Raw genomic sequence first — 25,763 nt, 5'->3', positions numbered from 1 at the left:
GATTCCTTACCTCGCAGCATTCCAGCGAATAGTTTGGTAGTAAACTGAAAACCACCAGACAGGGAAATATCTTAATTTTGCTCCAAACATTACCCCAACGCCTTCCGCGCGTTCATAAAAACCTGCATCCATGGTGTAGCCTCACCCCACTCCGGTGGCCGCCAGCTCATCTGTAAACTGCGCACGACCCGCTCCGGGTGCGGCATGAGGATGGACACCCGGCCGTCCTCGTTGCAGAGGCCGGTAACGCCTTGCGGGGAGCCGTTGGGATTGGCTGGATACTGCACTGCGGGCTGTCCCTGGGCATCCACAAAACGCATGGTAACGGGCGCCACAACCGGCTGATCTCCGGCGAAGCGCGCCCGCCCTTCGCCGTGAGCGATAACGATGGGCGCGTAAGTGCCTGCCATACCCGCGAACAACAGCGACGGCGAATCCACGACCTCGACCATGGCCAGCCGCGCTTCGAACTGCTCCGAACGGTTGCGCGCGAAGCGCGGCCAGTGCGCTGCGCCGGGGATAATGTCGCGCAGCTCCGCCAACATCTGACAGCCATTGCACACGCCCAGGGCCAGGCGCGAGGTATCGGCAAAGAAGGCGGTAAAATCATCCCGCAGACGATCATGGAAAAGGATCGATTTAGCCCAGCCCGCACCGGCGCCCAGCACATCTCCGTAGGAGAAGCCGCCGCAAGCAACCATCGCCTGGAAGTCTCCCAAGCAATAACGTCCGGCCGCAAGGTCGCTCATATGCACGTCCACGGCGGTAAAACCGGCGCGATGGAAAGCCGCCGCCATCTCGATCTGGCCGTTTACACCCTGCTCCCGGAGGATCGCTACACGGGGCTTGACCCCGGTTTGCATCATCGGCATCTGCGGGGTGAAGGTCAGACGGGAGAACAATGGCGTTTCCTCTGCGGCCACCACAGCAAAAGCCTCTTGGGCGCAAAGCGGATCATCACGCAGGGCCTGCATCCGCTTACTGGTCTCCGCCCAGGTGCGCAGCAGGTCAGCGACAGCTTCGTTCAGGATGGATTGGCCGCCCTGTTGCACTTGCAAACGCCAGTGGTCGGTCTTTACCTGACCAATGACCTGAGCCCGTCCAGCAAGGTCGGCATCGGCAAAAATCTGCGTGATTTGCGCGCGCTGGGCGGCCGGGGTCTGAATAAGCACTCCCGGCTCCTCGGCGAAAAGGAAGGACCAGCTATCCGCCCCCGAAGGCAGTTGAATGTCCGCCCCGCAACGGCTGGCGAAAGACATTTCGCAGAGGGTCGCCCAGAGGCCGCCGTCGGAGCGGTCGTGATAGGCGAGCACCTGATCCTGCATGCGCAAAGTCTGCAATGCGGTGAACAGGCTGCGGAGCAACTCCGGGGCATCCAGATCAGGCGTACTGTCGCCCATCTGCCCCAAAGTCTGGGCCAGAATGGAAGCTCCCAGACGGCCACGCCCCAAGTCCACCAGCCAGAGATCCGTATCGGGTTGCGCAGACCACTGAGGGGTCCAGCTCTTCCGCAAATCCGCCACGGGCGCAAAGGCCGAGATGATTACCGACAGGGGTGACACGACGGCCTTCTCCACGCCCTCCTCCCGCCAGATGGTGCGCATGGACAGGGAATCTTTGCCCACCGGGATGGCAAGGTCCAGCGCCGGACAAAGTTCCAGTGCCGCGGCACGTACCGCGTCATAGAGCGCCGCATCCTCTCCGGGATGATCTGCCGCCGCCATCCAGTTGGCCGAGAGTTTGATATCGCCCAGCGCGGCTATATCGGCGGCAAAAAGATTGGTGAGGGCTTCGGCGATGGCCAGCCGGGCGCTGGCTGCGGGATTCAACACCGCTACCGGGCCGCGCTCACCGATGGCCATGGCCTCGCCGTGGGTATTCCAGAAATCCGCTGCCGTGACCCCGCAATCGGCCACCGGCACCTGCCATGGCCCCACCATCTGATCGCGATGAATCAGGCCACCGACACTGCGGTCGCCGATGGTGATGAGGAATTCCTTACTGGCTACCGAAGGGTGGCGCAGGACGGCATATGCGGCAGCGCGCAGGTCGGCGCCAGACAGGTCCAACGGCCGCAAATCGGGCGGCACATGCCGACTATCCCGTTCCATGCGCGGCGGGCAACCCAGCAAGGCGCTGAGGGCCATATCCACCGGCCGGTCGTGAAGCAGTGAATCTTCCAGAATCAGCGCATCCCCCGCCGTGGCTTCTCCCAAAACTGCCCAGGGACAGCGCTCGCGGGTGCAGATCTCCGTGAAACGCGGCAGATCTGCCGCTGCCACGGCCAGCACGTAACGCTCCTGCGCCTCATTACTCCAGATCTGCATGGGCGACATGGCCTGTTCTTCATTGGGCACCGCGCGCAGTTGCAGATGGCCGCCGCGACCACCATCGTGCAACAACTCGGGAATGGCGTTGGAAAGCCCGCCCGCCCCGACGTCATGGATGGACAAAATAGGCGAATCCTCTCCCAGAGCGATACAACGCTCGATCACTTCCTGGGCCCGGCGCTGCATCTCCGGGTTGCCGCGCTGCACCGAGGCAAAATCCAGTTGTTCATCCCCGGCCCCGCTGGCCACACTGGAAGCGGCACCACCACCCAGACCGATAAGCATGGCCGGACCGCCGATGACCAGTACCCTGGCGCCTTCCGGCAGGGGCTTCTTCTCCACCAGCAGGGGACGAATCTGACCCAGGCCGCCGGCCAGCATGATGGGTTTGTGATACCCACGGTGCAGTCCGTCCTGATCACACTCAAAAACCCGGAAATAGCCAGCAATGGCCGGGCGGCCGAATTCGTTGTTGAAGGCCGCAGCACCCAGGGGGCCGTCGCGCATGATGTCCAGCGCCGAACGGATACGCGCCGGCTTTCCGTAAGGATTCGACTCCCATGACTGGATATAGCCGGGAATCCGCAGATGCGATACCGAGAAGCCAGTCAAACCCGCCTTGGGCTTGCCGCCTCGCCCGGTGGCCCCCTCGTCGCGAATCTCGCCGCCACTCCCCGTGGCCGCTCCGGGAAAAGGCGAAATGGCCGTCGGATGGTTGTGGGTTTCCACTTTCATCAGAATGGCGGTGCGCTCTTCCGCTACGGCATACGCTCCCGACACATCCACCGCGAAAGGCTGGCTCAGCGCGCCACCTGCCATGACCGCGGCATTGTCCTTATAGGCGGATAGCGTGCCCTGCGGATGCAGGCGGTGAGTTTCGCGAATCATGGCGAAGAGGCTGAGGGCTTGATCCTGGCCATCCAGCCGGAAGGCCGCATTGAATACCTTGTGCCGACAGTGCTCGGAATTGGCCTGCGCAAACATCATCAGCTCGGCATCACTGGGATCGCGGCCCAAGCCGGAAAAATAATCAAAAAGATAATCCAGCTCCGCCGGAGCGAGAGCGAGACCCAAGCTGGCATTGGCCGCACGCAAAGCGGCACGCCCCTCTTGGTGCAGGGGAATGCGGATCAGTGATGCGGGTTCCGGGTGGGCAAAAAGTGCCTCTGCCGCCGCCCAGTCCGGCAACACCGACTCGGTCATGGGATCGTGCAGCAGCTGGCTCATCGCCTGTAACTCCGCTGTGCTGAAGGCCGCATCGCCAACTTTGTGCACGTGATATGAAACGCCCCGTTCAATACGCCGCACTGCACCCAATCCACAGTGTCCGGCAATATCCGTCGCCTTGCTGGACCATGGCGAGATGGTCCCGAGACGCGGCACCACGCAAACTTCCGCGGCATCCTCTGCATATCCTTCAACAGCTTCCCCGTAATGCAGCAAAGCCGTTAGTATTCCTGTTTCTGCCGCCGTCAGGGGGGCGCCGAGATCCACCAGATGAATATACTGAGCGACTGCACTCTGGACGGGAACCCCCCCGGCAACGAGGGTGCGTAGCAGGTGTTGCACACGAAAAGCGGACAGCGCCGCAGGGCCGCGAAGCAGCAGCATGGGATGATCCCTCATTCAAGAAACGCGGCAGGACGAGCCCACAGGCTATCCCGCTGGAAAGACACCGACCTTATGATACTGCTGGGAGCGGCACGCCCAGGCGGCGTGCGACTTCTACATACGCTTCTACCACCCCGCCCAGATTGCGACGAAAGCGATCTTTATCCATTTTTTCCAGATTCCGGGCGTCCCAGAGTCGGCAGCCATCAGGGCTGAATTCATCGCCGAGATAAAGCTCACCGTCAAAACGCCCGAACTCCAGCTTAAAGTCCACCAGAATCAGATTCGCTTTTGCAAATAGTGCGGACAGCAATATATTGACCCGCATGGTCCAGCGGCGCATGGCCTCTACTTCTTCTGCCGTCGCCCAACCAAAAGTGCGAATATGGGAGGTGTTGATCATGGGATCGTGCAGCGCATCGTTCTTCAGAAAGAATTCCAGCGTCGGCGGCTCCAGAATCCGGCCCTCCTCGATACCCAGGCGTTTGGACAAAGACCCTGCCGCCCGATTCCGCACCACACACTCTACCGGGATCATCTCCAGACGGCGCACCAGACTTTCTCGCGCATTGAGGCGGCGGATAAAATGAGTCGGCACCCCCTCACCCTGCAAATACTCCATGATGAAGGCATTGAAGGCATTGTTTATCTCGCCTTTATGGGCGAGCTGTTCGACCTTTTCACCGTCAAAGGCCGAAGTGTCATCCTTGAAATGCAGAACCAGTTCATCGGGTGATTCGCTGGCATAGACGATCTTGGCTTTGCCCTCGTAGAGGGCAGTGCGTTCACTCATCGGGGTTGTCCTTCCGGAAAGACCCGGGCGAAAATGGCGTCAATATTGCGAGTGTGATAGGCGAGATCAAACAACGCTGCCAGTTCCTGCGCGCTCAGGTAAGGCTGAATCTGTGGGTCCGCTGCCAGCAGCGATTTAAAATCCGCATTCGCCTCCCAGACCTGCATCGCGTTATGCTGCACCACCCGGTAGGCCTCTTCACGCAACATGCCCTTCCCGGTGAGCGCCAGCAGCACCCGCTGCGAGAAAATCAGGCCGTGCATTTTATGCAGGTTTTCCAGCATCCGTTGCGGATAGACCACCAGCCGTTCCAACAGACCACTCGCCCGATGGAACATGAAGTCCATGACGATGCAGGCATCGGGGCCGATCACCCGCTCCACACTGGAGTGAGAAATATCGCGCTCGTGCCAGAGGGCGATGTCTTCCAGCGCCATGCCCGCATAACCGCGCAGCAGGCGGGCGAGACCGGTCAGGTTCTCGGAGAGAATGGGATTGCGCTTGTGGGGCATGGCAGAACTGCCCTTCTGCCCGGCGCTAAATGGCTCCTCCACCTCCAACACCTCGGTGCGCTGTAAATGGCGAATTTCCACGGCGATCTTTTCAATGGATCCGGCAATCACCGCCAGGGTGCCAAAAAACTCGGCGTGACGATCCCGGGAAATGACTTGCGTGCTGGCGAGTTCCGGGGTCAGCCCCAGTTCCGCACAAACTGCATCTTCGACACCGGGGTCGATATTGGCGAAAGTGCCCACAGCCCCCGACAACATGCCCGCCGACACAGTGGCGATGGCACTGACCAGACGTTGCCGGTTGCGCTGCGCCTCGGCACACCAGACCGCCACTTTCAAGCCAAAAGTGATGGGCTCCGCGTGAATGCCGTGGGAACGGCCGATCATCACCGTATCCTTGTGCTTCCAGGCCAACTTTACCAAGGCCTGGTGCAAACGATCCATCCCTTCCAGCAACAGCGCCCCGGAGCGCTTCAATTGCAGCGCAAAACCCGTATCCACCACGTCTGAAGAAGTCAGGCCCAGATGGACGAAGCGGCTGGACGGCCCCACATGCTCCGCCACGGACGTCAGAAAGGCGATGACGTCGTGTTTAACTTCCAGCTCGATTTCCTCAATACGGGCGCTGTCAAAAGCCGCCTTGGCCTCAATGTCGGTCAGGGCATCGGCGGGAATCTGGCCGCGCTCCGCCAGTGCCCGGCAGGCTGCCAGTTCCACGTCGAGCCAGGCCTGATATTTGGCGTCCTGCGTCCATAAGGCACCCATTTCCGGGCGCGTATAGCGCTCGATCATGCCTTACCCCCATTTTTGGGAGACAAACCCGACTGCAGCTTGTCGAGAATCTCTGCGGACCATTTGGGGGCATCCTTGCCAACGCCCGGTGTCGTCTCCAGTACGCTGCCCGCGTTGTCTTTCATGCGCAGCAGCGCCACGCGCACCGAGATGGGTTTCTGCTTCTCCGGACTGCTCCAGATAGCCTTGATATTATCCCAGGTCCGCTGGAAGATGCCGCCGATAAAGCCCTGTTTCTGAGCTGCCTGTGCACCAGCTTCCTGCACCTGAACATTCCATACCCCCATGCCCGCACTTTGCACGGGATAACCCAGATCCTGCAAAACCACCTGTACCGCTGCCTGTGCCTTGGCGGGGACCACGTTCAACACCAGATAAGGACCGCGATTATCCTGGTAACGGGTAACCTTAATGTTCGGCATTTCCGCGACGAGTGATTCATGGCTCAGACGCTTTAGCAGCGCTTCCATAATCTGCCGGTTGTGCCCGGCATCGGCAGGCACTTTCGTCCATTCCACGCTGCCGCCGGTCGGGTTATTCCAGACGCGATCCTGCTGTATCGTCAGGATTTCGGATCCATTTTCGCCAGCATTCAGGTGAAAGGTGTATTTCTCCCGATGGGTAGGTGCTACGGTGCTCCCCAGTACAAAGGCCAGACCGCTGCGGAAATCCCGCCAGTTGGTGACCAGTTCGTCCTGTTGCGGAGAGAATTTCGCCACCGTGGTCTCATCCGCTGCCAGCGTCGCTTTCAAGGCAGCCCAAATCTGCGCCGGCTTCGCGGTTGTGCTCAACCGCAAATCTGCGCCGGTACCCAGGATCTGGGCGCTCACACCCGGCAGCATTTTCTCTTCGACTGGCTGCTGCCCAGCCGCCGCGTGGGGCTGAAACAACCCGTAACCACCGGAGGCGCTATACTTCGACAGCGCGCTGGAAGTTACCGCCCCTCCCGGTATGGTAACTCCCGGTTGCGGCGCCTGAGCCAGCAGATCCGGTGGGATCTTCAGGGGTTCCATCACCTTGGAATCCTGGTATTTTGGGCCACTATTAGACTTGAAGAAGGGGATGTAGGAACACCCCCCCAAACCCAGACTGGCAACCACGGCAAGAGCTACGTAACGGCGCATGCAAGACTCCACTAAACGCGACTAGGCGCGAGAATAATTAGACACACTGCGCCCGACGCAAACTTTCACGCAGACGCTCATGATAAACAGACGAAAAAGGGGTCAGGGGCAGACGCAGAGCCGGTCCCATGCGACCCATCTCGTGCAGGGCCCATTTGACCGGGATGGGGTTGGACTCCAGAAAGAGATCCCGGTGTAACCCCACCAGTTGCGCGTTGACCGCACGGGCACCAATAAAGTCACCGACCAGCGCCAGATCACACATCCGCGCCATCAGCCGGGGCGCCGCATTGGCGGTGACCGAGATCACGCCACGTGCGCCCAATGCCAGGGCGGCGAGGGCAGCACCATCATCGCCGCTGTACACCTGCATCTGATCCCCGCACAAGGCCAGAATTTCAGCGACCCGCTCGACTTTGCCGCTCGCTTCTTTGATGCCGACGATATCGGCACGCGGCGCCAGACGCGCTACAGTCTCGGGTAGTATATCCCCAGCGGTGCGGCCAGGGACATTGTAGAGAATCATGGGAAAGTGGCATTGCTCGGCGACCGCCGAATAGTGCTGGAACAGGCCTTCCTGAGTGGGCTTATTGTAATAAGGGGAAACCAGCAGGGCCGCATCAGCTTTGACTTCCATGGCCGCCCGGGTGAGCTCTATGGCCTCATAGGTCGCATTGGCTCCGGTCCCGGCGATCACCGGGATGCGCCCTTTGGTCTGCTCCACGACGGTCCGAATCACCGCCACATGTTCCCTCATTTCCAGGGTGGCGGATTCTCCCGTGGTACCGACGGCGACCAGTGCGTGCGTCCCTTCGGCGATATGCCACTCCACCAGATCGCGGAGCGCAGTGTCATCTACCACGCCGTCCGCCCGCATGGGCGTCACCAAAGCTACCATACTGCCATGAAACATGATCCAGCTCCCGCTTTAACCCATGCCTTTTCTGCTAGGGATGGTACTTGCCCGACGGCGGGCTTGGCAAGGCAAGAATCACCCACACCGCCACGCTACTGGCATAGACGGCTTTCAGCGCGTTCAGAATGGGGCGATCAGAGAGAAAAAGTGGTGCTCCCAAGGGGGTTCGAACCCCTGTTACCGACGTGAGAGGCCAGTGTCCTAGACCACTAGACGATGGGAGCAAGCGGGCAGATTATATGCACTTTGGTCAAAAAAGCAAGATAAGCGGGCGCACAATCAGCCAGCGTACTGCAGAATCGCCCAGAATTGCAGCGCGGTACCCGCGATGACAAAAATGTGCCAGATGGAATGAAAATATTTCCAGCGATCCAGCAGGAAAAAGAGGACACCCACGGTATAAGCCAGCCCGCCACCAGCCAGCCACCATAAAAACCAGCCAGGTGCAGAATTATAGAGTGGCACGGCGGCAAAGATCGCCAGCCAGCCCATGACGAGATACAGCCAGAGAGAAACCGATTGAATGCGCGTCCCACCCACAGCCAGCAGGGCAATGCCCAGTGCTGCCAGACCCCACTCCAGTGCCAGCAGAATCCAACCCCACGGGTCATGGAGCACCATCAGCGTCACCGGGGTGTAAGTGCCTGCGATAAGAAGATAGATGGCGGAACGGTCCACCAACTGAAAGACCTTCTTGAGTCGCCCCGATGGCAAAATATGATAGATGGTCGAGGCCCCATACAGCATCACAATGGTGACCACAAATATACTGACACTGGCTACCGCAAGACGGGTGCTGTGGAGACCCGCGCCAACCATCCATAGTATGAAAACCAGCAGTGCGCCGACTGCGCCAGCGCCATGCAGCAGGCTGTTAATCCATTCCTCGACGCGGGTTTGATCCCGCACCATACCGTCTGGGTCTTGTTTCATCACCGTTCCGCTCTATCCGCTCAAGCAGTTATAACATAAGCGCCCAAACACTCGCCATGGTGAGTCAGGCTCCCATAATGGGAACGCGCAGAGCTTCTCCGGGCTGTCTCTCTCCGCGCGGCAGATTATTGGCCAGACGCAAGGCCTCTACACTCAGTCCATAATGGAGCGCCACATCCGCCAGATTTTCCTTTTTGCTCAGCACATGCCGGGTCACCGACCAGGTGCTATCTGCAGGTGGTGCCTTCACAAAATGGGCAACAATGGCATCATGCATGGTGCGCGCGAGTAACCGACGGAAATCCGGATCGCGCAAGCGTTGTTCCTCTTCCGGATTAGAAATAAAAGCGGTCTCTACAAGCATGGAAGGCACATTCGGGGCACGCAGCACTACGAAATTGGCGTGCTGCACGGCAGCATTGTGCAAATCCTCCACTGCGGCCAATCCCCGAATCATGACATCCGCTGCGGCCACCGCCGAATTCATTGCAGCCGTCTGGGTCATATTGATAAGCACCGCGTTGAGCATGGGGTCATGGACACCCGACTGGACGTCGCCAAGAAGAGGATCGGCGGCATTCTGCGTTTTGGCCAGCCAGCGTGCCGCCGCATTACTCGCCCCCGTTTCCGATAACGCCCATACCGTCGAGCCCCGCACCGCACGCTCCGGAAAGGCATCGGCATGAATGGAGACGAAGAGATCGGCACGCTGCGCCAAGCCTAAATGCATGCGCGCCATGAGCGGCACGTAGTGATCCGTATTGCGGGTCATGACCAGATGCATTCCGGGGGTGCTGCGGATCAGTCGGGCCAGCGACAAACCGACATCCAACACCACATCTTTTTCGCGGGTCCCTTTGGCGCCGATGGCACCCGAATCGTGGCCACCATGGCCGGGATCGAGGCAGACCACAATGGGCCGGCCGGCCCTACCCTCGGGATGCGCACGGGGGGATGCCACCGCAGTTCCGGCGACAGGCATCAAGTCCAGCACCAGGCGATGTGCGGCACGCCCATCGGGACCCAGAGAAAAACTGCGCCAGCGCACCGCTTCCCGTAAAGGCAAACGCAGCACCAACCCGGCGGCGCCTTCATGCATCTCCGCACCGCCTTGCAGGGGACCCAGCGTCGGCACTGCGGGACGACCAAGCCCATGTTCTATCCCCGGCAACTCAATATGCAACACTTCACCCACGCTGCGGATCACCGGCGCCGCGGTCAAACGCCGATCCAGATCAAATACCAGACGCACACCCTGTTGATGGCTGCCTACCCGTAGCGCGTAGAGCTGCCCGGCGGCGGCCACATCCCAGCCATACAGCAATACCCCACCCAGCGCCGCTTGTCGCAGGAACTGCCGCCGCGTGGAACGCTCACTGAATTTCCTGACCACCACCCCCCCTACTACTTAACTTATGAAATATCGGGGCACTCGGCAATCTCAGACACCCTGCCCCGCCAGCCAGCGCTGAAGTTCTGCCGCAGCCATGGCGCCGCTGACCCGCGCCAGTTCTTTTCCTGCCTTAAAAAGCACCATGGTGGGAATGGAACGAATCTGAAAGCGGCCACCGATTTGCTGTTCCTCTTCAGTATTCACCTTGGCAAAGAGCACGCGCCCACGCATCGCCCGACCGGCCTGCTCAAACTGCGGCGCCATCGTTCGGCAAGGCCCGCACCAGGGGGCCCAGAAATCGACCAGCACCGGTAATTCGTTTTTCTGAATATATCCGGGAAAACGGCTATTGCTGAGATTGACGGGGTGCTCAGGAAAAATCAGTGCGTGGCATTTACCGCACCTGGGGTTCTCCCCCAGACGCTCTTGGGGCACCCGATTGGTGGCACCACAGGCAGGGCAAAGCAATATCATGGACGTCCTTTTTTCCTTCGATTCCGCATTGAACCATTATCCACCACCACGCTCCCGGCCCGCTTCCTGCAATAGGAGATCCAGGGCTCCGCGCCGATCCAGGGCGGCGATATCATCATAACCACCCACATGCTGGCCGTTGATAAATATTTGCGGGACGGTATGCCGCCCGTGGGCAAGCTTTTGCATGGTCTGGCGTTGCACAAGATCCCGGTCCACCCGAATAATCTCGGGGGTAATGCCCTTATTGCGTAAAAGGGCTTCGGCCCTGCGGCAATAAGGACAGGCGCCGGTCGCGTACATCCGCACCGCCGCCTTCATGATCACTTCTCTACCGGCAGCCCGGCACTCCGCCAGGCATTGATTCCACCTTTCAGGCTGTAAATCTTATCAAAACCGGCTTTTTTCAGGCTGGCTGCGGCACGTGCCGAACGCATACCACTCGCACACTGACAGATGACATGATGCCCGCGATGCTTCTCCAACTCCTGCATATACTTGGGTAAATCAGCCAGCGGAATGTGCCGGGCACCGGGCAGATGCCCCTGGGACCACTCACTCTGCTCGCGCACATCAATGATTACGGCATCTTCGTGGTTGATCAACTGCACTGCGGCGACCGGATCCACCTCATGGATACCCGCCACCCTACGCGTTAACGGTCCCTTAAGAATCATGGCAAGCAAAGCGCCCGCTCCCAGCAGCAACGGCCATTCGGACTCTATAAAAAAAAGAATTTTATGTTCCATAGCTTAGCGTCCGCAGCCTCCGGAACCCGGCACTCCAAGCTTCAGCAGGATGCGATCCAGCGGGCAAATAGAGGTGAAACCGCTTTGCAGCAGGTTAAAGCCCACAAAAAGGGTAAATGCCAAGAACCACTCACTCACAAATACCGGGCTGGCCGGAGTGCCCAACATCACACTTGCCAGCACAAAAAAGCCGGCAATCACGCGTACCCAACGTTCAGTATTCATCTGCAATCAAACTCCTTGTGTCTGTTTTTCCAAGCGCCGCTCCCAGAGGAAATAGAGCAATGGAATCACGATCAATGTCAGCAGTGTGGAGGCGAAAGTGCCAAAAATCAAGGAAACGGCCAGGCCGCCAAAAACCGGATCGGTTATCATGATGGCAGAGCCAAACATGATGGCTAATGCGGTCAGCAAAATGGGGCGGAAACGCACCGCACCGGCCTGCAACACCGCCTCTTCCAGAGAGTAGCCCTGGCGCCGGTAATCGATAATGAAGTCAAGCAGTAACAGGGAATTGCGCACCACGACGCCCGCCAGCGCAATAACCCCGATCATGGAAGTGGCGTTAAACGGTGTATTCAACAGCCAGTGTCCAGGAAAAACCCCGATCAACGTCATGGGAATAGCGCCCATGACGATCACCGGCATCACGAAAGACTGGTAATACGCCACCAGCATCAGGTAAATAAATACCAGCGCAATAATAAAAGCAGCGCCGAGATCACGGAATACATTGAGGGTCAGGCGCATATCACCGCCCCAGAGAATCTGGTAATGGCTAATATCATCGGGCTGCGCTGGTGAAAAGCCCAGATTGGCCGTGCTGAGCGGTACACCATCGATGGTCTTGCCATCCAGCCGATGGTTCAGGGACAACACGGCATAAACCGGGCTGGAACCTATGAGATCCCCGGTCACATACACCACGGGATGTTGATCACGATCGTAAATCGGCCTGGTCAGTGTCGTCCGCTCAATCTGCACGATACTCGCCAGAGGCACCTGCTGCCCGCTCCGGCTCTGCACCTGCAAATCGAGGATCTGCTGGCGCCAGGCACGATCCGCTGGAGGCACGCGGAGCATGATATCCACCGGCTCACGGGCATTTTTCACATGCAGGGCGGCCAGCTTGGTACCCGCCACATAATCATGCACCAGCACGGCCACCTGCGCTGGTGCGACACCAGCGAGCATCGCCTTCTGCCGATCCACATGCAGCAGATACTCAGGTACGGTAGCCGTCACCGAGTCATCCACATTGATCATGTCATAATCTTTGCGGAAATATTGTTCGACCGTACCCGCCACCCGGCGCAGCTTGTCATAGTTGGGTCCGTAGAGCTCGGCCACCACCTGAGCCCGTACCGGGGGCCCCGGCGGCACCTCGAACATCTTGATAACGCTACCCGGGAAACGTTCCCGGACCGATCGCAATGCCTTATAGACTTGCACGGAAACCGTGTGGGACATGGGCCGCTCATCCCGCGGCACCAGGTTAACCTGAATCTGCGCGTAATTGCTGCCTTGGCGCATCAGGTCACCACGCACCAGACCCGCGAAATCCACCGGCGCCGAGCGCCCCAGATAGGTCTGGAAGTTTTCGATATAGCGATTCTGGCTGAGCACATTGCTCACCGCTTCGGTAACCCGTCCGGTTTCATCCAGGGCGGTCCCTGCCGGAGTGTCTACTTGAATCATGAAATCGCTGACATTGCCTTCTGGAAGCATCTTCAGATTGACGCCAAGCGCACTGAGGGGCCCATTCATGCCTTGGGGCCGGATGAACTGCCACATCGGCATCAGCAGCGCCAGCAGGAGCAGCACCATAACCACGCTGAAAAAGAGATTGCGGCGCCCCGGGAATTTCAGCAGCGGCTTGAACACCCGGATGTATCCCCGCTGCAGGGCGTCCGGTCGCGCCGCATGCACGCCGTCCTCACTGTCAGCCTGCCTGGCCGCTTTGCCGCCCAGAAAACGGTAGGCCCCCCACGGCACCACCGTATAGGCGAGCAGCACCGATGCCAGCATCGCAATGGGCACAAAAATGGGGATGGGCAACATGAAGGGTCCCATCATCCCCGTCACGAAAGCCATCGGCACAAAGGCGAGGATGACCGCCAACGTCGCAATATTCGTCGGATTGCCAATCTCATTGGTGGCGTTGATGATGCAGCGGGCAAAGCCATCCTTACCGCAGTCATGCAGGTGGCGATGGATGTTTTCGATGACGACAATACCCCCGTCCACCAGTAGCCCCAATGAGAGGATCAGGGCAAAAAGGGTAATCCGGTTGATCGTCTGCCCAAGCAGCCAGCCCGTGCCCAGCACGACGCCCAGAGTCAGCGGCACGGTCAGAATCACGATGCCCGCTTCTCGCCATCCAAGGAAAATCATCAGGATGATGGCGACCACTCCGACAGCGATGCCCAGATGCTCGAAGAGGGTACTGACGGCGTCATCGGCGCGCGCGCCATAATCACGGGTGATGGAAACATGCACCCCCTGTGGTAATGCCTCCCGCTCCAGGCGCCCCAGCTTTGCCTTGATCGCATCCCCCACGGTCACCGCATTGGTCCCCGGACGCTTGGCGAGGGTGATGGTGACTGCCGGCATGGTGGTACCCGCGGGTACGCCGATCCGGTTGGCACGCCCGGCGGTATCACTGGTCACGATATTGCTTTCTGCGGCGCCCGCTGCGACTCGTGCCACCTCTTTCAGCAATATCGGTTGTCCGTCATGACTGCCGATAATGAGATCGCCAACCCCCCGTGCCGAGCCCACAGCCCCATTGATGCGCAGCGGAATTTCTTGGTTGTTATGCACCAGATTGCCGCCGGGGAGAATGACATTGCTCCCCTTCAGCGCCTGCTCAATATTTTCCAGGCTCAGGCCGACACTGGAGAGCTTCGCCGGATTCAGCCAGACATTGATGGCCAGAGGACTCCCGCCGATCACCTCGGCGTTCGCCACGTCCGGCACACTCTGCAACTGCTCCATGAAACGCATGCCAACCTGACGCAACGCCAAAGGCGTCAACTGACTGGAGCTCAGGGTCACCGACATCATCGGGACGTCATTGACGCCTATGGATTTCACCAACGGCTGCGCCGTACCGGGAGGCATTTTGTCCATATTCCGGCTGAGTTGGTTGTAGACCTCGAGCAGACTCTTCTCTTCGTTGGCACCGACCTGAAACTCGACGGTGACCATACCCATATCATTGACGGCATATCCAAAGGTGTGATGGACGCCTGGCAGGGATGCCATCAGGGCTTCCAACGGGCGTATCACCAGATGGTGAATCTCCTCGCTGTCAGAGCCGGGGCGCATGATGAAAATTTCGGCGGCAGGTACCACGATCTCAGGATTATACAGGCGCGGCGTAACAAGCATGGCCAAAGCCCCGAACAGGGCGATGGCCACCATGATCAGGATCGTGATCTTGGATCGGTAAAAAGACTGGGCAAGCCGCCCCGCCAAGTTGTGCCGCTGCCCTGATTCAGCCATGAACGGCTCCGGTTGGCGCAATATGGTCACCATTATTCACCGCAGCGAGATCACCCATGACTACCGTCTCACCCACACCCAGACCGGAAAGAATTTCCACGCCCTCCGGCATACGTTGCCCCGGCCGCACCATGCGATAGTGCGCGATGCCTCGCGCATCCACGACGAAAACACCCGGAATACCAGCCCGATCCAGCAAGGCAGCCGCTGGCACCACCATCACCTGCCGCTGCGTGACCGGCACTTCCACGCGCACGTAATCACCGGCCTGCAGTGTACTGTCTGCGGGCAAGCCGAGTTTGACCATGTGCGTATGGGTCATCGCGTCTGCGGCTCCGACCAGATCCAGAACCGTTGCGGAAACGCTTTTTCCGTCGGCGATGACAGCGACTTTCTGACCGATGTGGAGGCTGCGGTACAAGGTTCCGCTAACACTGCACTGGACTTCCAGTCGGGATGTGTCCGCCAGGGCCAGGATGGGCTGGCCAGGCGATGCAAGGTCCCCGTTCTGCATGAACTTGCGCGTGATGATTCCGGAGAACGGCGCCGTCACCCGAGCATAACGCAGTTGCGACTGCGCCGTGCTGATACCCCCCCGTGCCGCAGCGGCACGGGCCTGCGCCATGGCATAGGCCGATTTCACCTGATCCCACTGCTTCTCGGGAATAGCCTGCTGAGCATATAAGGCCTTGAATCGATAATAATTGGAGCGGGCCTCCGTAAGCGCGGATTCGGCTTCAGCCAAACCAGCCTGGGCCTGCTGCACCTGTCCCAGCACCGCCGTCGGGTCGACCTCGAAAAGCAGTTGCCCCGCCTTTACGGCCTGTCCGTCACGTACACGCAGGGCGCGGATATAGCCACTCAGGCGAGAACTGAGCTGTATCTGCTGATGGGCGGTGACCGTGCCCGGAACGTGGGCAAAGGCGACCACGCTCCGGCTCTCCGTCTGCATGACCGGCGCCGTAACTTTACGCTGGACTTGCCGCGCGTCAGGGGGTGATTTGCTGCAGGCGGCAAGGCCTGTCGCAGAGCATGCCAAAGCCGCGATCAGCACGGTCCGCTTCCATGTGTTCATTGGGGGACTCCTTCTGCGGCGGGCCTATTGCGCACACCGACGATTTCTTGAGGGTTCAGTTTGCCGATAGCCAGCAACAGAGCACCGCGGTCTACCGCTTCCGCATAATGGGCGGTGACCAGCTCGGCACGAGCCTGATCCAGTTCCGCCTGTCCATGCAACAAGCTGGTTACGGTCTCTATACCATTTTCGTAACGCAAACGTACCAGACGCTGCGCCTCCTCCATCTGCCGGACCGCGAGCACGCGCATTTTGACGCGCAGCGCGGCTTCCCGGGCGCTTCGCCACACCTGCGCCACCCGCAAACGCAATTTATCCTGCGCCTCCTGCAATACGGCCATAGCCTGCTCGCGCTCCGCGCGGGCGCGGTCCATCCCGCCCCCGCGCGCGAAGTCCAGCGCATTCCAGGTCACTTCTCCGCCGATGGTATAAGACGGTGCCGCGTTGCCCGGAGTGCTGCCATTCCATTCCTGATTAGCCATAGCGTTGACGTGGGGCAGATAAGCGGCACGGGCAACGCGAATGCCATCCTGGGCTGCCCTGACCTTGTGACGGAGGGCACCGATACCGGCATTCCGGGTCAGCGCGTCGCCCTGTAGACTGGCGAGAGGCAGCGTCGGCAGTATGGGCTGGACGGGACCATCCACGGTCAGGGTCTGTCCTGTCGGCCAGCCCACGAGCATGGCGAGATTGTCCAGGGCATTGGCCTGAGCGTTGTGGGCACTTTCGACGGCCAGTTCGGCTTTTTCCAAATACACTTCCGCAGACAGCAGATCGCTTTTCACCAGCACACCATGCGCCAGCAGGGAGCGACTGGTCTTGACGTAAGCGGCGGCCGCCCGCTGGGCTTTATCCGCCACCGCCATACCGGCATTGGCGGCGATGACACTGTCATAGGCCTGCAAAACAGCAAAAATCAGCTTCTGACGCGCCATGACGTCGCCACTCTGAGCCGCCTCCAGCATGGCCCGCGCCTGACTCAAACGTCCCCAGGTTGCCCCGCCAGTCCAGATCGGAATCTCCAGTTGCAATCGGGTGCCAAAATTGTGGTAACTCCCCGGTTGATTCAGCCCTGTCGGTGCCACACCCAGCGCATCAGGGTTAAATTGGCTCGCGCCAAAATCATTGAAGGTCGCTTGCCGCTGCGATAGCTTCATACCGAAAACGGTCAGGGCGTTGTTCGACTGGCTGGCGGAGAAAGAGGCCGCGAGACTGGGGAGCAGGTGACCACGCGCTACAGAGACGGCGCCTTTGGCTTCTGCCTGCCGGGCATGTGCCAAGAGCATCTGCGGATTTTGCTTGAGGGCGAGATCAAGACACTGATTAAAATCCAGAGCGGCGACTGGTTGCGAGGCACTGGCGCCCATCAGCAGCGCGATCAAAACGGAGTATGTTTTTTTGTGAGGACGCAGGGACATGTCTTTCCTCGCCGTGGCGGGCAACACAAATTGAGGAACTGGACGACCTTGCAAAGCGCCCATGTCATCCAGCGATGACATGGGCAAATGTAGCTGAGGCAGCGATTCCATGTACGGCTACATGAACCAGCCCCTGCCGAGCCACAGCAAGACCAGCCCAAGGAATAAGCGTATTATTATATACAACAGATGGAGCATTCAAGCCTTATTTTGCCGGAAAATGCCCCCAGAATCACGCCGCCCATCGTCTGGAGCTAAACCTCGGCACTTACCGGACGTGGCAAAAAACATCGCTCATCATGGCAATCAAACGCAGGGTACGGGGATCACCCACGCGGTAATAGACCTTGTTGGCGTCTTTACGAGCGCGGAGGATGTCTTTTTCACGCAAAATAGCGAGGTGCTGAGAAATATTGCTCTGAGTGGTGCCAACAGCGGCTACGATATCCTGCACGCTCATTTCTTCTGATCCCAATACGCACAACACTTTGAGACGCAACGGGTGCGCCATGGCTTTCAGGGAGCGGGAGGCCTGTTCTATATCCTCTTCCCGGGTTGGTAACTGATCCATAATCAATCCTCTTGGTCTATTAAGCATCTTATTGACTTTGTTTATAATACCAGAAATCGCGGCGCCTGCAGTCACCTTGCCTTTTTAGGTACATCCGCATAGAATTTGCCACATGCGGGTGTAGTTCAATGGTAGAACCTGAGCTTCCCAAGCTCATGGCGTGGGTTCGATTCCCATCACCCGCTCCATTAAAAAACAATGGCTTAGGCTAACGCTTAGCCATTTTTCTCTGCCCAGAGTATCGCTGAAGTACCGACTTGTTCATCATCAGTGATTAAGAATAACCCCATATGCGCGTTTAGAACAGCGGCCGCTCCAACGTGGCCAATAGGTCATCCACCCGTTTGCGCAACCCATCAGGCATATGAATGGGACGACCCCATTCTCTGGCCGTCTCTCCAGGCAATTTGTTGGTGGCGTCCATACCCAGTTTACCGCCCAGCCCGGCAACCGGCGAAGCGAAGTCGAGATAATCTATGGGCGTATTTTCAATGAGGGTAATGTCGCGCACCGGATCCATCCGGGTGGTCATCGCCCAGATCACGTCCTCCCAGCGGCGCACATTGATGTCTTCATCCACCACAATGATGAACTTGGTGTACATAAACTGCCGCAAAAAGCCCCAGATGCCGAACATGATTCTTTTCGCGTGACCGGGATAACCTTTACGAATACTGACGACGGCCAGGCGGTAAGAGCAGCCCTCCGGTGGCAAATAAAAATCGACAATTTCCGGAAACTGCTTTTGCAGCAAGGGCACGAAAACTTCATTGAGCGCGGCGCCGAGTATGGCGGGCTCATCGGGTGGACGGCCGGTGTAAGTGCTGTGGTAGACGGGGTTTTCACGGTGACTGATGGTCTCTACGGTGAACACCGGAAAGCGCTCGGTCTCGTTGTAGTAGCCGGTGTGATCTCCGAAAGGCCCTTCCACCGCCATGTCATCGGGATAAATATGCCCTTCCAGCACAATCTCCGCACGCGCGGGTACCTGTAGCGGGACGCTCAGGGCGTTGGCGAGCTCCGTACGTCCGCCGCGCAGCAGGCCGGCGAACTGATGCTCAGAAATGGCATCGGGAATGGGGATGACCGCGGCCAGGATGGTTGCCGGGTCAGCGCCATAGGCCACGGCCACGGGAAATGCCTCACCGGGATGTGCTTTCTGAAACTCCCGCAGGTCTTGAGCGCCGCCCCGGTGCGCCAGCCAGCGCATGATCACCCGGTTACGGCCGATGACCTGTTGCCGGTAGATACCCATGTTGGCCCGCCGCTTGTGCGGCCCCTTGGTGATGGTCAGGCCCCAGGTCATGAGCGGGGCCGCATCCTCGGGCCAGCAGGTCTGCACCGGAAAAGCAGCGAGGTCGACCGCCGCTCCGCGCCGGACAGTTTCCTGACAAGGCGGGCGGCTCATGGTCGTCGGCGCCATGTAAAGGATTTTACGCAGGGTGGGCAATTTCTCCCAGAGGTCGCGCAAGCCGCGGGGTGGGTCTGGCTCCTTGAGATAGGCCAATAATTGACCGATCTGCCGGAGATCGGCGAGCGATTCGCCCCCCATTCCCAGTGCCACCCGTTCCGTCGTGCCAAAAAGGTTGCCCAGCACGGGCATATCATAGCCCGCAGGCTGGGTGAACAAAATGGCAGGGCCTGCGGCGCGCAGGCTGCGATCGCAAATCTCCGTCATCTCCAACGCGGGCGAGACGGGTATGTTCAATCGGCGCAATAAATCGCGTTTTTCAAGGTCGGCCATGAAGGCCCGCAGATCACGGTAGCTCATGCGGGCATTGTAAGCACAGGCACGCTACTTTGTCCCGCTGTCCGGATCCTCGCGGGCGACCACGAAGGCACTGTCATCGATAGCCAGAGAGGATGTCGCGCGCAGATCGATAGCCTCGTGGCCGCTGATGTATTCATCGGCAAGCATGGTCAGACAAGCCACCTCGTCATCGGTCACCGGCGCAAAGCCGGAAAAACCGATGTCCCGCAACAGCATCTGTCCACCCGCTTCCTGCTCCATCTGGCAGAGCACCTGAGTAAGTCGCTCCTGCTGCGACAACAAGCGCGGTCCAACACAGAAGGCATGGAAAGCGAAAGCATCATCGGAACGATCAATAATGCGCAGTCGATCACGGATCAGGCCACTCGCACAGGCATACACTTCATCAAACAAAAAACCTACATCGACCCGCCCCTGCAAGATAGCTTTCAGTACGCCCTGATAACTGCCGGTGAATATAAATTCGAGACGGGCCCGGTCAACATCTGCTTTATCCAGCAGAAACAACCCTACCATATGGATCAGCGTGGCGGGATGGGCTGAAGCGACACGGATGCGCCTCGGCAAATCCGCAATCTCTTGTATCTGGGTAGTCGCCGAAGTGCATAAATACACCTCATCAAAATGGTTACGAGGCTTGGCGATAGGCACAAAACCCAATTTCTGAGCATATTGTACCCAGTCGAATGGGTTTGCATAAACCAGGTCATATTGATTGGCGAGAACCGCTGCACGACAGCCATCAAAACCATCATGGGACTGAAAATGTATCGCCTGCCCGAGGTGGCGCTGCAGATAGGTATTCATCAAAAACCACCCCGGAAGATTTTTTCCGGAATAATTAGGATCCACCGTAAAATGCAGGACGGACTCTCCCGCTGTGTTGGAGGTAGGCATATTTCATAGCCCTCAAATATTAAAATCCACCGGTATTTCACCGAGAATATTGAGGTGAATATTAAATGGCGTCATGTATTTCATGGCCGTCATCATGGATCCCTTGAATTTGAGTCGCCGAGTCATCAATGCCGATTTTCCACTGATCTCCCCGGACAGAATTTTTTTCCAGTGGTCCAGGTTCGTCCACATGATGAAATCGCGGTGCCGCCCGTCAGAAGGTCCGGCGTAGATAATTTTCCCCGCCTTGCAGAACAGCATGACATGAGGGATATCCGGGCGATCTTCAATGTAGTACTCCCAGGTGGCATTGAAGTTTTTCAGATCCTTCTGGATTTCCTGATGCGTATCCCACTGTTTGCCCACCAGACGAATCCACTCCGTACTCATAAATTTTTCTGTCATAATCAGAGCCCTCGTCCTCAATAACTTGATTATCAGATTATCAAGCCCCACAAAATCACCATCATTTTAATATATTGTTATATGCCAAGTTAGTGGTGGCTACCACTTTATCTCTAATTAGGCGCTATTGCGATTTTCGCCAGTCGCTAACAAATGCTGGAGAATAATACCGGACAATAATACGCCGAAGATCGCGGGCATAAAGGAAATGGTGCCATTAACTGTTTTGGCCCTCCCGCCCGGCGCGGACACTTCTTCCGGAGGGGCTGCCCGGCGCGGTGACTCATCGGAAAAGACGGTTTGCACATCCAGGGACGCACCACTCTTGCGCAGCAGGGCGCGTAACTCACGGGCCAGCGGACATTTTTCCGTCTGATTGAGCCGCGCGACGCGAACCCGGCGGGGATCAAGACGGTTGCCTGCCCCCATGCTGGAAAAGACGGGCAAACTCAGGGTCTGCGCCGTCTGGATAAGGATCGCTTTGCAGGCGATGGCATCAATGCAATCCGCCACCACTTCAGCACCGCTGCCCGTCAGCAAACTTTGGACATTGTCCGTGTTGATGAACTCCTGACGGGTTTCGAGCACGCAATCGGGATGAATATCACGAATCCGTGCGGCCATCACCGCCACCTTGGGCTGATCCAGCGTGGAATGCAAAGCGACGAGTTGACGATTGAGGTTGGAAATACTGACCACATCGTGGTCAACGAGGGTGATATGCCCAACCCCAGCGCGGGCAAGGTTTTCTGCGACATAACCTCCGACCCCACCGACGCCGGCAATAAGTACATAACGATCCCGCAAGGTCGCGGCAGCAGGTGCACCCAGGAGAATCTCGGTGCGGGCAAATGGATGGGACATCATGGCGCGTCCTGAAGATGAAATAAGGTAAGGGCGTTTTGCGCAGTGACCTGCGCGATTTCCTGAGCCGGAGTATGCCGCAACTGTGCCAGGCTGGCGATAATTTCGCTGAGATACGCCGGTTCATTGCGGATACCAGGATGCCCATGGGGTGTTTGCCATGGGGCATCTGTCTCTGCCAGCAGCGATTCCACAGGGAGATTAGCTACTGTCGCCCGCAGACGCTGGGCACGCGGGTGGGTGAGTGCGCCACCCAGCCCCAACAAAAATCCCAAATCCATCAATCGCTGTGCTTGTACGAGACTGCCGGAGAAGCTGTGTAGCACGCCGCGCAATCCAGGAAAGCGGCGCAAGATCAGAATCACCTCTTCCAGGCTCTGCCGGGCATGGAGAATAACGGGCAATCCCAATTGCTGCGCCATGGCGAGTTGAATCGTGAAAACGGCCTGCTGGCGGGCGGCGTCAGGTGCCCCATCGCTCGCATCAAGCCCGATTTCTCCCAGAGCGACTGCTTGCGTCAGGTGGGTAGCCAAGGTCGCTTCCCATCGGTCATCCCGATCATCCAGATAGAGGGGATGCACACCATAGGCCGGATACAGTCCGGGGTGATGACGGCAGGTTTCTTTGAGTCGGCACCAATGCTTCGGGGTATAAGCGGGGACAATGATCTTGCAGACACCCGCCATCTCTGCACGGCGCAAAATCGCATCACGATCTTCGTCGAAGGACACATCATCCAGATGGCAATGGCTATCTATCAGACCATACACAGGCAACTCTGCGACATTTCCAGCGCCCGTAGTGAGAGGAGAGACCCGCTGATCTTACGGTAACAAAAATCCGCGGTAAACGTGTATTCTGTGCCGGGTAATCGGCTCGGCACTTGCTGCAAAGGGCATCTTGGTCTTAAATGGCCGGACATGGAGACCACGCTGGAGGAATTATGCGTACGATGACGGCAGATCTGGCCATTTTGGGTAATGGTCCAGTGGCGCGCAGCCTGGTTCTCGCACTGGCGGGCAGCCCGCTGCGCGTATTGCTGCTGGACACTTACCCCCTGGTGCAGGCACGACCGCGGCTAACAGAGCGCACTGTCGCGCTGGCCTTGGGTAGCCGTCGCCTGCTCAGCCGTCTGGGGGTAGCCATGCCGCTGGCGGATGCCGCCGCTATTCAGACCGTGCAGATTAGCCAGCAGGGCATCCGCGGGCAGGTGCGCCTGGAACACGGCCTGCTGAACGCACCGGAGCAAAGACTGGGTGAAGTCGCTGGTCTGGAGACCCTGAATGATGCCCTGGCCGTGCCGCTGGCGCGTTGTCACACCCTTCAGCAGGAATCACCGGGACCGTTGCAGGCCCTGCAATGGTTTCCGGACCGGGTGCAACTGGACTGGCCTGATTTGCGGGTCGAGACAGCGCTGACGGTGGTTGCCGATGGCGGCCATGGCGAACTGGCACGGCTAGCAAGTCTGCGACGCATGGGCTGGGATCATAACCGCCATGCCATCATCGCCACAGTGACCCCGCGGCAGGCTCTGCCCGGCATCGCCTTCGAGCATTTTCTGGAGAGCGGACCGCTGGCCTTCCTGCCTATCGGCAATAAGCAATTCTCCATTGTCTGGAGCCTGCGCCCCGGCGATGCCAGCCGCGTACTGGACCTTTCTGATGCAGAATTTGTAGAGGCCCTGAACCGTCAGAGACCGCCGCAACTGCCACCACTCGTCATGACTGGCCCGCGCAGTGTCTATCCCCTGTTTTTCCAGCGGCTTTGGGCCGAGTCCGGTCAGCGTTTGGCCTTGGTAGGCAATGCCGCACAGACCCTGCATCCTCTGGCTGGTCAAGGGTATAACCTGGGATTACGGGATGTGCTGACTCTGGGTGCCCTGCTGCGGGAAGCGGCACGGCGCGGTGATGATCCGGGGAATAAATCGCTACTCAACGACTATGTCCGCATCCGTCGCCGCGACCGGTTGGAAACCATTGCCTTTACCGAGACGATGAACCGTCTGTTCGGCAGCCCACGCCTGCCGCTGCGCCTGGCACGGGCCGCGGCTCTGGCACTACTGGATCAGATGCCACTAGGGAAGCGGGAACTCGCGGCGCGGCTGGCTGGCATTCATCTCCCGGCGCAAAGCGCCATCCCGGATTTGGCTATGGACAGGGCCTATGTCGGATAGTACCAGCTACGATCTCATCATTTCCGGCGCCGGCATGGTCGGTGCCAGCCTCGCCTTGGCCGCCCAACAGGCGGGGCTGCGCGTTGCCGTGTTTGAAAAACGCAGCGCCGCGGCATGCGCGGCGGCGGATCCCTTTGATCGCGCCAGCTTAATCGCCACCGGGTCCGGGCGTTTTTTGGCCAGTCTGGGCATTGATCCCGCGCTGCTGGGCAGTGCCGTGGAACGCATGCGGGTCTGGGATGGGGAAGGCTCGGGCAGTATTCATCTGGATGCCGAAGAAGGTGGAGCAGACCGGCTCGGGCACATTGTCGAGAATCGTCGCCTGGAACAAGCCCTGCATGCGGCGCTGGAAGGCGCCGGACTACACATTTATTACGGACGGGAAATCACCAGCGCCGTTGCCGATAGCAGAGCCATGTACGTCGCCGATGCCGCGGGGATAGAGTCCCACGGCACCCTGCTGGCCATTGCGGAGGGCCGCCAGTCGCCGTTGCGCAAAGCGCTCATTCGGGCACCGGTTTTCCGTGAAGATTATGGACAGGATGCCATTACCGCCACGGTCTGGATTGAAAAAGCTCATCGCCACATCGCCTATCAGCGCTTCCTCTCCACCGGTCCGCTCGCGGTGCTGCCCTTCAGCGATGATGCCGACGGTAAAGCCCGCGCCTCCATCGTCTGGAGTGCAAAACATGCCCGTGCGCGGCACCTGATGGCCCTGGATGATGCCCGGTTTCTGCGTGAACTATATCAAGCGTTCGGGCCACAACTGGGACATTTCCAACACATCGGACGACGCGGTAGCTATCCGCTCGCGGCCCTGCACAGCAGCCGTTACGTCGGGGAACGCAGCGTGTTGCTGGGGGATACCGCCCACGGCGTTCATCCGCTCGCGGGCCTGGGGGTAAATCTGGGATTTCGTGATGCTGAACAATTGCTGACGGTCATTACCGCAGCCCGTCAGCGTCATGAGGATTGGGGCGAAACCGCCGTGCTGCGTCGCTATCAAAGTGCGCGGCGGCCTGATAATCTCGTCACCGTACTGACTTGTGGCGCCCTCAGTCATCTTTTCTCCAACCGCAGTCGCGGTCTCGCCCGGCTACGCGACTTGGGGATGCTGGGGACGGGAGTCATCTCTCCGGTCAAACGTTTTCTCATCCGTCAGGCCATGGGCCTTTAAGGAGATTGTAGATGCAACACCGTATTGCTGACGATATCGCCGCCGCCATTGGCGACACCATCGCCCGTTTAGGAACGGTCAAGGAAGATGTGGACAAGCAGGCGCGCGCCATGCTCTCCAATGCGCTGGATCGGCTGGATCTGGTCACTCGCGATGAATTTGATGTGCAGCAGGACCTGCTCTCCCGCCTCGCTGCGCGGGTCGCCGTGCTGGAAAATCGCGTCGACGCCCTGGCACCCCAGGCCACTGTAGACGAAGACGCCAGCAAGGACTGAGCT

23 protein-coding genes and 2 tRNA genes are annotated in these 25,763 nt (G+C 58.9%); 4 read left to right on the top strand and 21 right to left on the bottom strand.

Features of this window, described 5'->3' with window-relative positions; genetic code table 11:
- Positions 1-89: 89 nt before the first annotated feature.
- From purL to H2515_RS04330, 16 genes are all read right to left on the bottom strand, one after another.
- Positions 90-3,941: a phosphoribosylformylglycinamidine synthase gene (gene purL, locus H2515_RS04405; RefSeq protein WP_198660986.1), complete on the bottom strand. Its 3,852-nt coding sequence runs from the start codon at positions 3,939-3,941 to the stop codon at positions 90-92.
- A 70-nt stretch (positions 3,942-4,011) separates the two neighbouring features.
- Positions 4,012-4,734: a phosphoribosylaminoimidazolesuccinocarboxamide synthase gene (gene purC / locus H2515_RS04400; protein ID WP_065413467.1), complete on the bottom strand. Its 723-nt coding sequence runs from the start codon at positions 4,732-4,734 to the stop codon at positions 4,012-4,014.
- Positions 4,731-6,038: an adenylosuccinate lyase gene (gene purB, locus H2515_RS04395; RefSeq protein ID WP_014029752.1), complete on the bottom strand. Its 1,308-nt coding sequence runs from the start codon at positions 6,036-6,038 to the stop codon at positions 4,731-4,733. The genes purC and purB overlap by 4 nt, the downstream gene beginning before the upstream one ends.
- Positions 6,035-7,162, bottom strand: coding sequence for a hypothetical protein (locus H2515_RS04390; RefSeq protein WP_198660985.1), 1,128 nt, complete (start codon positions 7,160-7,162; stop codon positions 6,035-6,037). The genes purB and H2515_RS04390 overlap by 4 nt, the downstream gene beginning before the upstream one ends.
- A 37-nt stretch (positions 7,163-7,199) precedes the next feature.
- Positions 7,200-8,075: a 4-hydroxy-tetrahydrodipicolinate synthase gene (gene dapA, locus H2515_RS04385; protein WP_198660984.1), complete on the bottom strand. Its 876-nt coding sequence runs from the start codon at positions 8,073-8,075 to the stop codon at positions 7,200-7,202.
- Between the two features lie 151 nt (positions 8,076-8,226).
- Positions 8,227-8,302: transfer RNA gene (locus H2515_RS04380), tRNA-Glu, on the bottom strand.
- Between the two features lie 55 nt (positions 8,303-8,357).
- The gene (gene trhA, locus H2515_RS04375; protein ID WP_014029755.1) at positions 8,358-9,011 is read right to left on the bottom strand and encodes a PAQR family membrane homeostasis protein TrhA; all 654 of its coding nucleotides are present in this window, start codon (positions 9,009-9,011) and stop codon (positions 8,358-8,360) included.
- Between the two features lie 64 nt (positions 9,012-9,075).
- Entirely contained in the window at positions 9,076-10,404 is a 1,329-nt protein-coding gene (locus H2515_RS04370) for an N-acetylmuramoyl-L-alanine amidase family protein (RefSeq protein WP_232821544.1), read from the bottom strand.
- 48 nt (positions 10,405-10,452) lie between these two features.
- Positions 10,453-10,878, bottom strand: a complete 426-nt coding sequence (gene trxC / locus H2515_RS04365; protein ID WP_198660982.1) for a thioredoxin TrxC — start codon at positions 10,876-10,878, stop codon at positions 10,453-10,455.
- Positions 10,879-10,914: 36 nt separating this feature from the next.
- Positions 10,915-11,199: a glutaredoxin 3 gene (gene grxC, locus H2515_RS04360; RefSeq protein WP_198660981.1), complete on the bottom strand. Its 285-nt coding sequence runs from the start codon at positions 11,197-11,199 to the stop codon at positions 10,915-10,917.
- A gap of 2 nt (positions 11,200-11,201) precedes the next feature.
- A complete protein-coding gene (locus H2515_RS04355) occupies positions 11,202-11,627 on the bottom strand; it encodes a rhodanese-like domain-containing protein (RefSeq protein ID WP_014029759.1) in 426 nt (141 codons plus the stop codon).
- 3 nt (positions 11,628-11,630) lie between these two features.
- Entirely contained in the window at positions 11,631-11,852 is a 222-nt protein-coding gene (locus H2515_RS04350; RefSeq protein WP_035195335.1) for a YgaP family membrane protein, read from the bottom strand.
- Between the two features lie 6 nt (positions 11,853-11,858).
- A complete protein-coding gene (locus H2515_RS04345; RefSeq protein ID WP_198660980.1) occupies positions 11,859-15,134 on the bottom strand; it encodes an efflux RND transporter permease subunit in 3,276 nt (1,091 codons plus the stop codon).
- Positions 15,127-16,209 (bottom strand): efflux RND transporter periplasmic adaptor subunit, encoded by a 1,083-nt coding sequence (locus H2515_RS04340; RefSeq protein ID WP_198660979.1) that lies wholly within the window; start codon positions 16,207-16,209, stop codon positions 15,127-15,129. The genes H2515_RS04345 and H2515_RS04340 overlap by 8 nt, the downstream gene beginning before the upstream one ends.
- Positions 16,206-17,627 carry a TolC family protein gene (locus H2515_RS04335; protein ID WP_014029763.1) on the bottom strand — a complete coding sequence of 474 codons (1,422 nt, stop codon included), beginning with the start codon at positions 17,625-17,627 and terminating at the stop codon, positions 16,206-16,208. The genes H2515_RS04340 and H2515_RS04335 overlap by 4 nt, the downstream gene beginning before the upstream one ends.
- Before the next feature lie 268 nt (positions 17,628-17,895).
- Positions 17,896-18,198, bottom strand: a complete 303-nt coding sequence (locus tag H2515_RS04330; protein ID WP_035195190.1) for an ArsR/SmtB family transcription factor — start codon at positions 18,196-18,198, stop codon at positions 17,896-17,898.
- A 114-nt stretch (positions 18,199-18,312) separates the two neighbouring features.
- On the opposite strand from H2515_RS04330, the gene H2515_RS04325 reads away from it, so the two are divergent.
- Positions 18,313-18,386: transfer RNA gene (locus tag H2515_RS04325), tRNA-Gly, on the top strand.
- Between the two features lie 110 nt (positions 18,387-18,496).
- Here H2515_RS04325 and ubiD read toward each other — a convergent pair.
- From ubiD to H2515_RS04300, 5 genes are all read right to left on the bottom strand, one after another.
- On the bottom strand, positions 18,497-19,969 hold the full coding sequence (ubiD, locus tag H2515_RS04320; RefSeq protein ID WP_014029766.1) for a 4-hydroxy-3-polyprenylbenzoate decarboxylase: 1,473 nt from the start codon (positions 19,967-19,969) through the stop codon (positions 18,497-18,499).
- Between the two features lie 24 nt (positions 19,970-19,993).
- Positions 19,994-20,866 carry a phosphate/phosphite/phosphonate ABC transporter substrate-binding protein gene (locus H2515_RS04315; protein WP_198660978.1) on the bottom strand — a complete coding sequence of 291 codons (873 nt, stop codon included), beginning with the start codon at positions 20,864-20,866 and terminating at the stop codon, positions 19,994-19,996.
- Between the two features lie 12 nt (positions 20,867-20,878).
- Positions 20,879-21,271, bottom strand: a complete 393-nt coding sequence (locus tag H2515_RS04310) for an SCP2 sterol-binding domain-containing protein (RefSeq protein ID WP_014029768.1) — start codon at positions 21,269-21,271, stop codon at positions 20,879-20,881.
- 117 nt (positions 21,272-21,388) lie between these two features.
- Positions 21,389-22,138, bottom strand: coding sequence for a tRNA threonylcarbamoyladenosine dehydratase (locus H2515_RS04305; RefSeq protein WP_014029769.1), 750 nt, complete (start codon positions 22,136-22,138; stop codon positions 21,389-21,391).
- Complete coding sequence (locus H2515_RS04300) at positions 22,135-22,905, bottom strand: TatD family hydrolase (protein ID WP_198660977.1); 771 nt, start codon at positions 22,903-22,905, stop codon at positions 22,135-22,137. Before H2515_RS04300 ends, H2515_RS04305 begins: the two co-directional genes overlap by 4 nt.
- 173 nt (positions 22,906-23,078) lie before the next feature.
- On the opposite strand from H2515_RS04300, the gene H2515_RS04295 reads away from it, so the two are divergent.
- From H2515_RS04295 to H2515_RS04285, 3 genes are read left to right on the top strand one after another with little or no spacing between them, the layout of a single operon-like run.
- A complete protein-coding gene (locus tag H2515_RS04295) occupies positions 23,079-24,308 on the top strand; it encodes an FAD-dependent monooxygenase (protein ID WP_014029771.1) in 1,230 nt (409 codons plus the stop codon).
- The gene (locus H2515_RS04290; protein WP_198660976.1) at positions 24,298-25,485 is read left to right on the top strand and encodes an FAD-dependent monooxygenase; all 1,188 of its coding nucleotides are present in this window, start codon (positions 24,298-24,300) and stop codon (positions 25,483-25,485) included. Before H2515_RS04295 ends, H2515_RS04290 begins: the two co-directional genes overlap by 11 nt.
- Before the next feature lie 11 nt (positions 25,486-25,496).
- A complete protein-coding gene (locus H2515_RS04285) occupies positions 25,497-25,760 on the top strand; it encodes an accessory factor UbiK family protein (protein ID WP_014029773.1) in 264 nt (87 codons plus the stop codon).
- The last annotated feature ends 3 nt before the right edge of the window (positions 25,761-25,763 follow it).

The organism is Acidithiobacillus ferrivorans, assembly GCF_016250455.1.
GTDB classification, from domain to species: domain Bacteria; phylum Pseudomonadota; class Gammaproteobacteria; order Acidithiobacillales; family Acidithiobacillaceae; genus Acidithiobacillus; species Acidithiobacillus ferrivorans.
The sequence above is the reverse complement of the archived record's forward strand: the minus strand, read 5'-3'. Positions and strand labels throughout refer to the sequence as shown.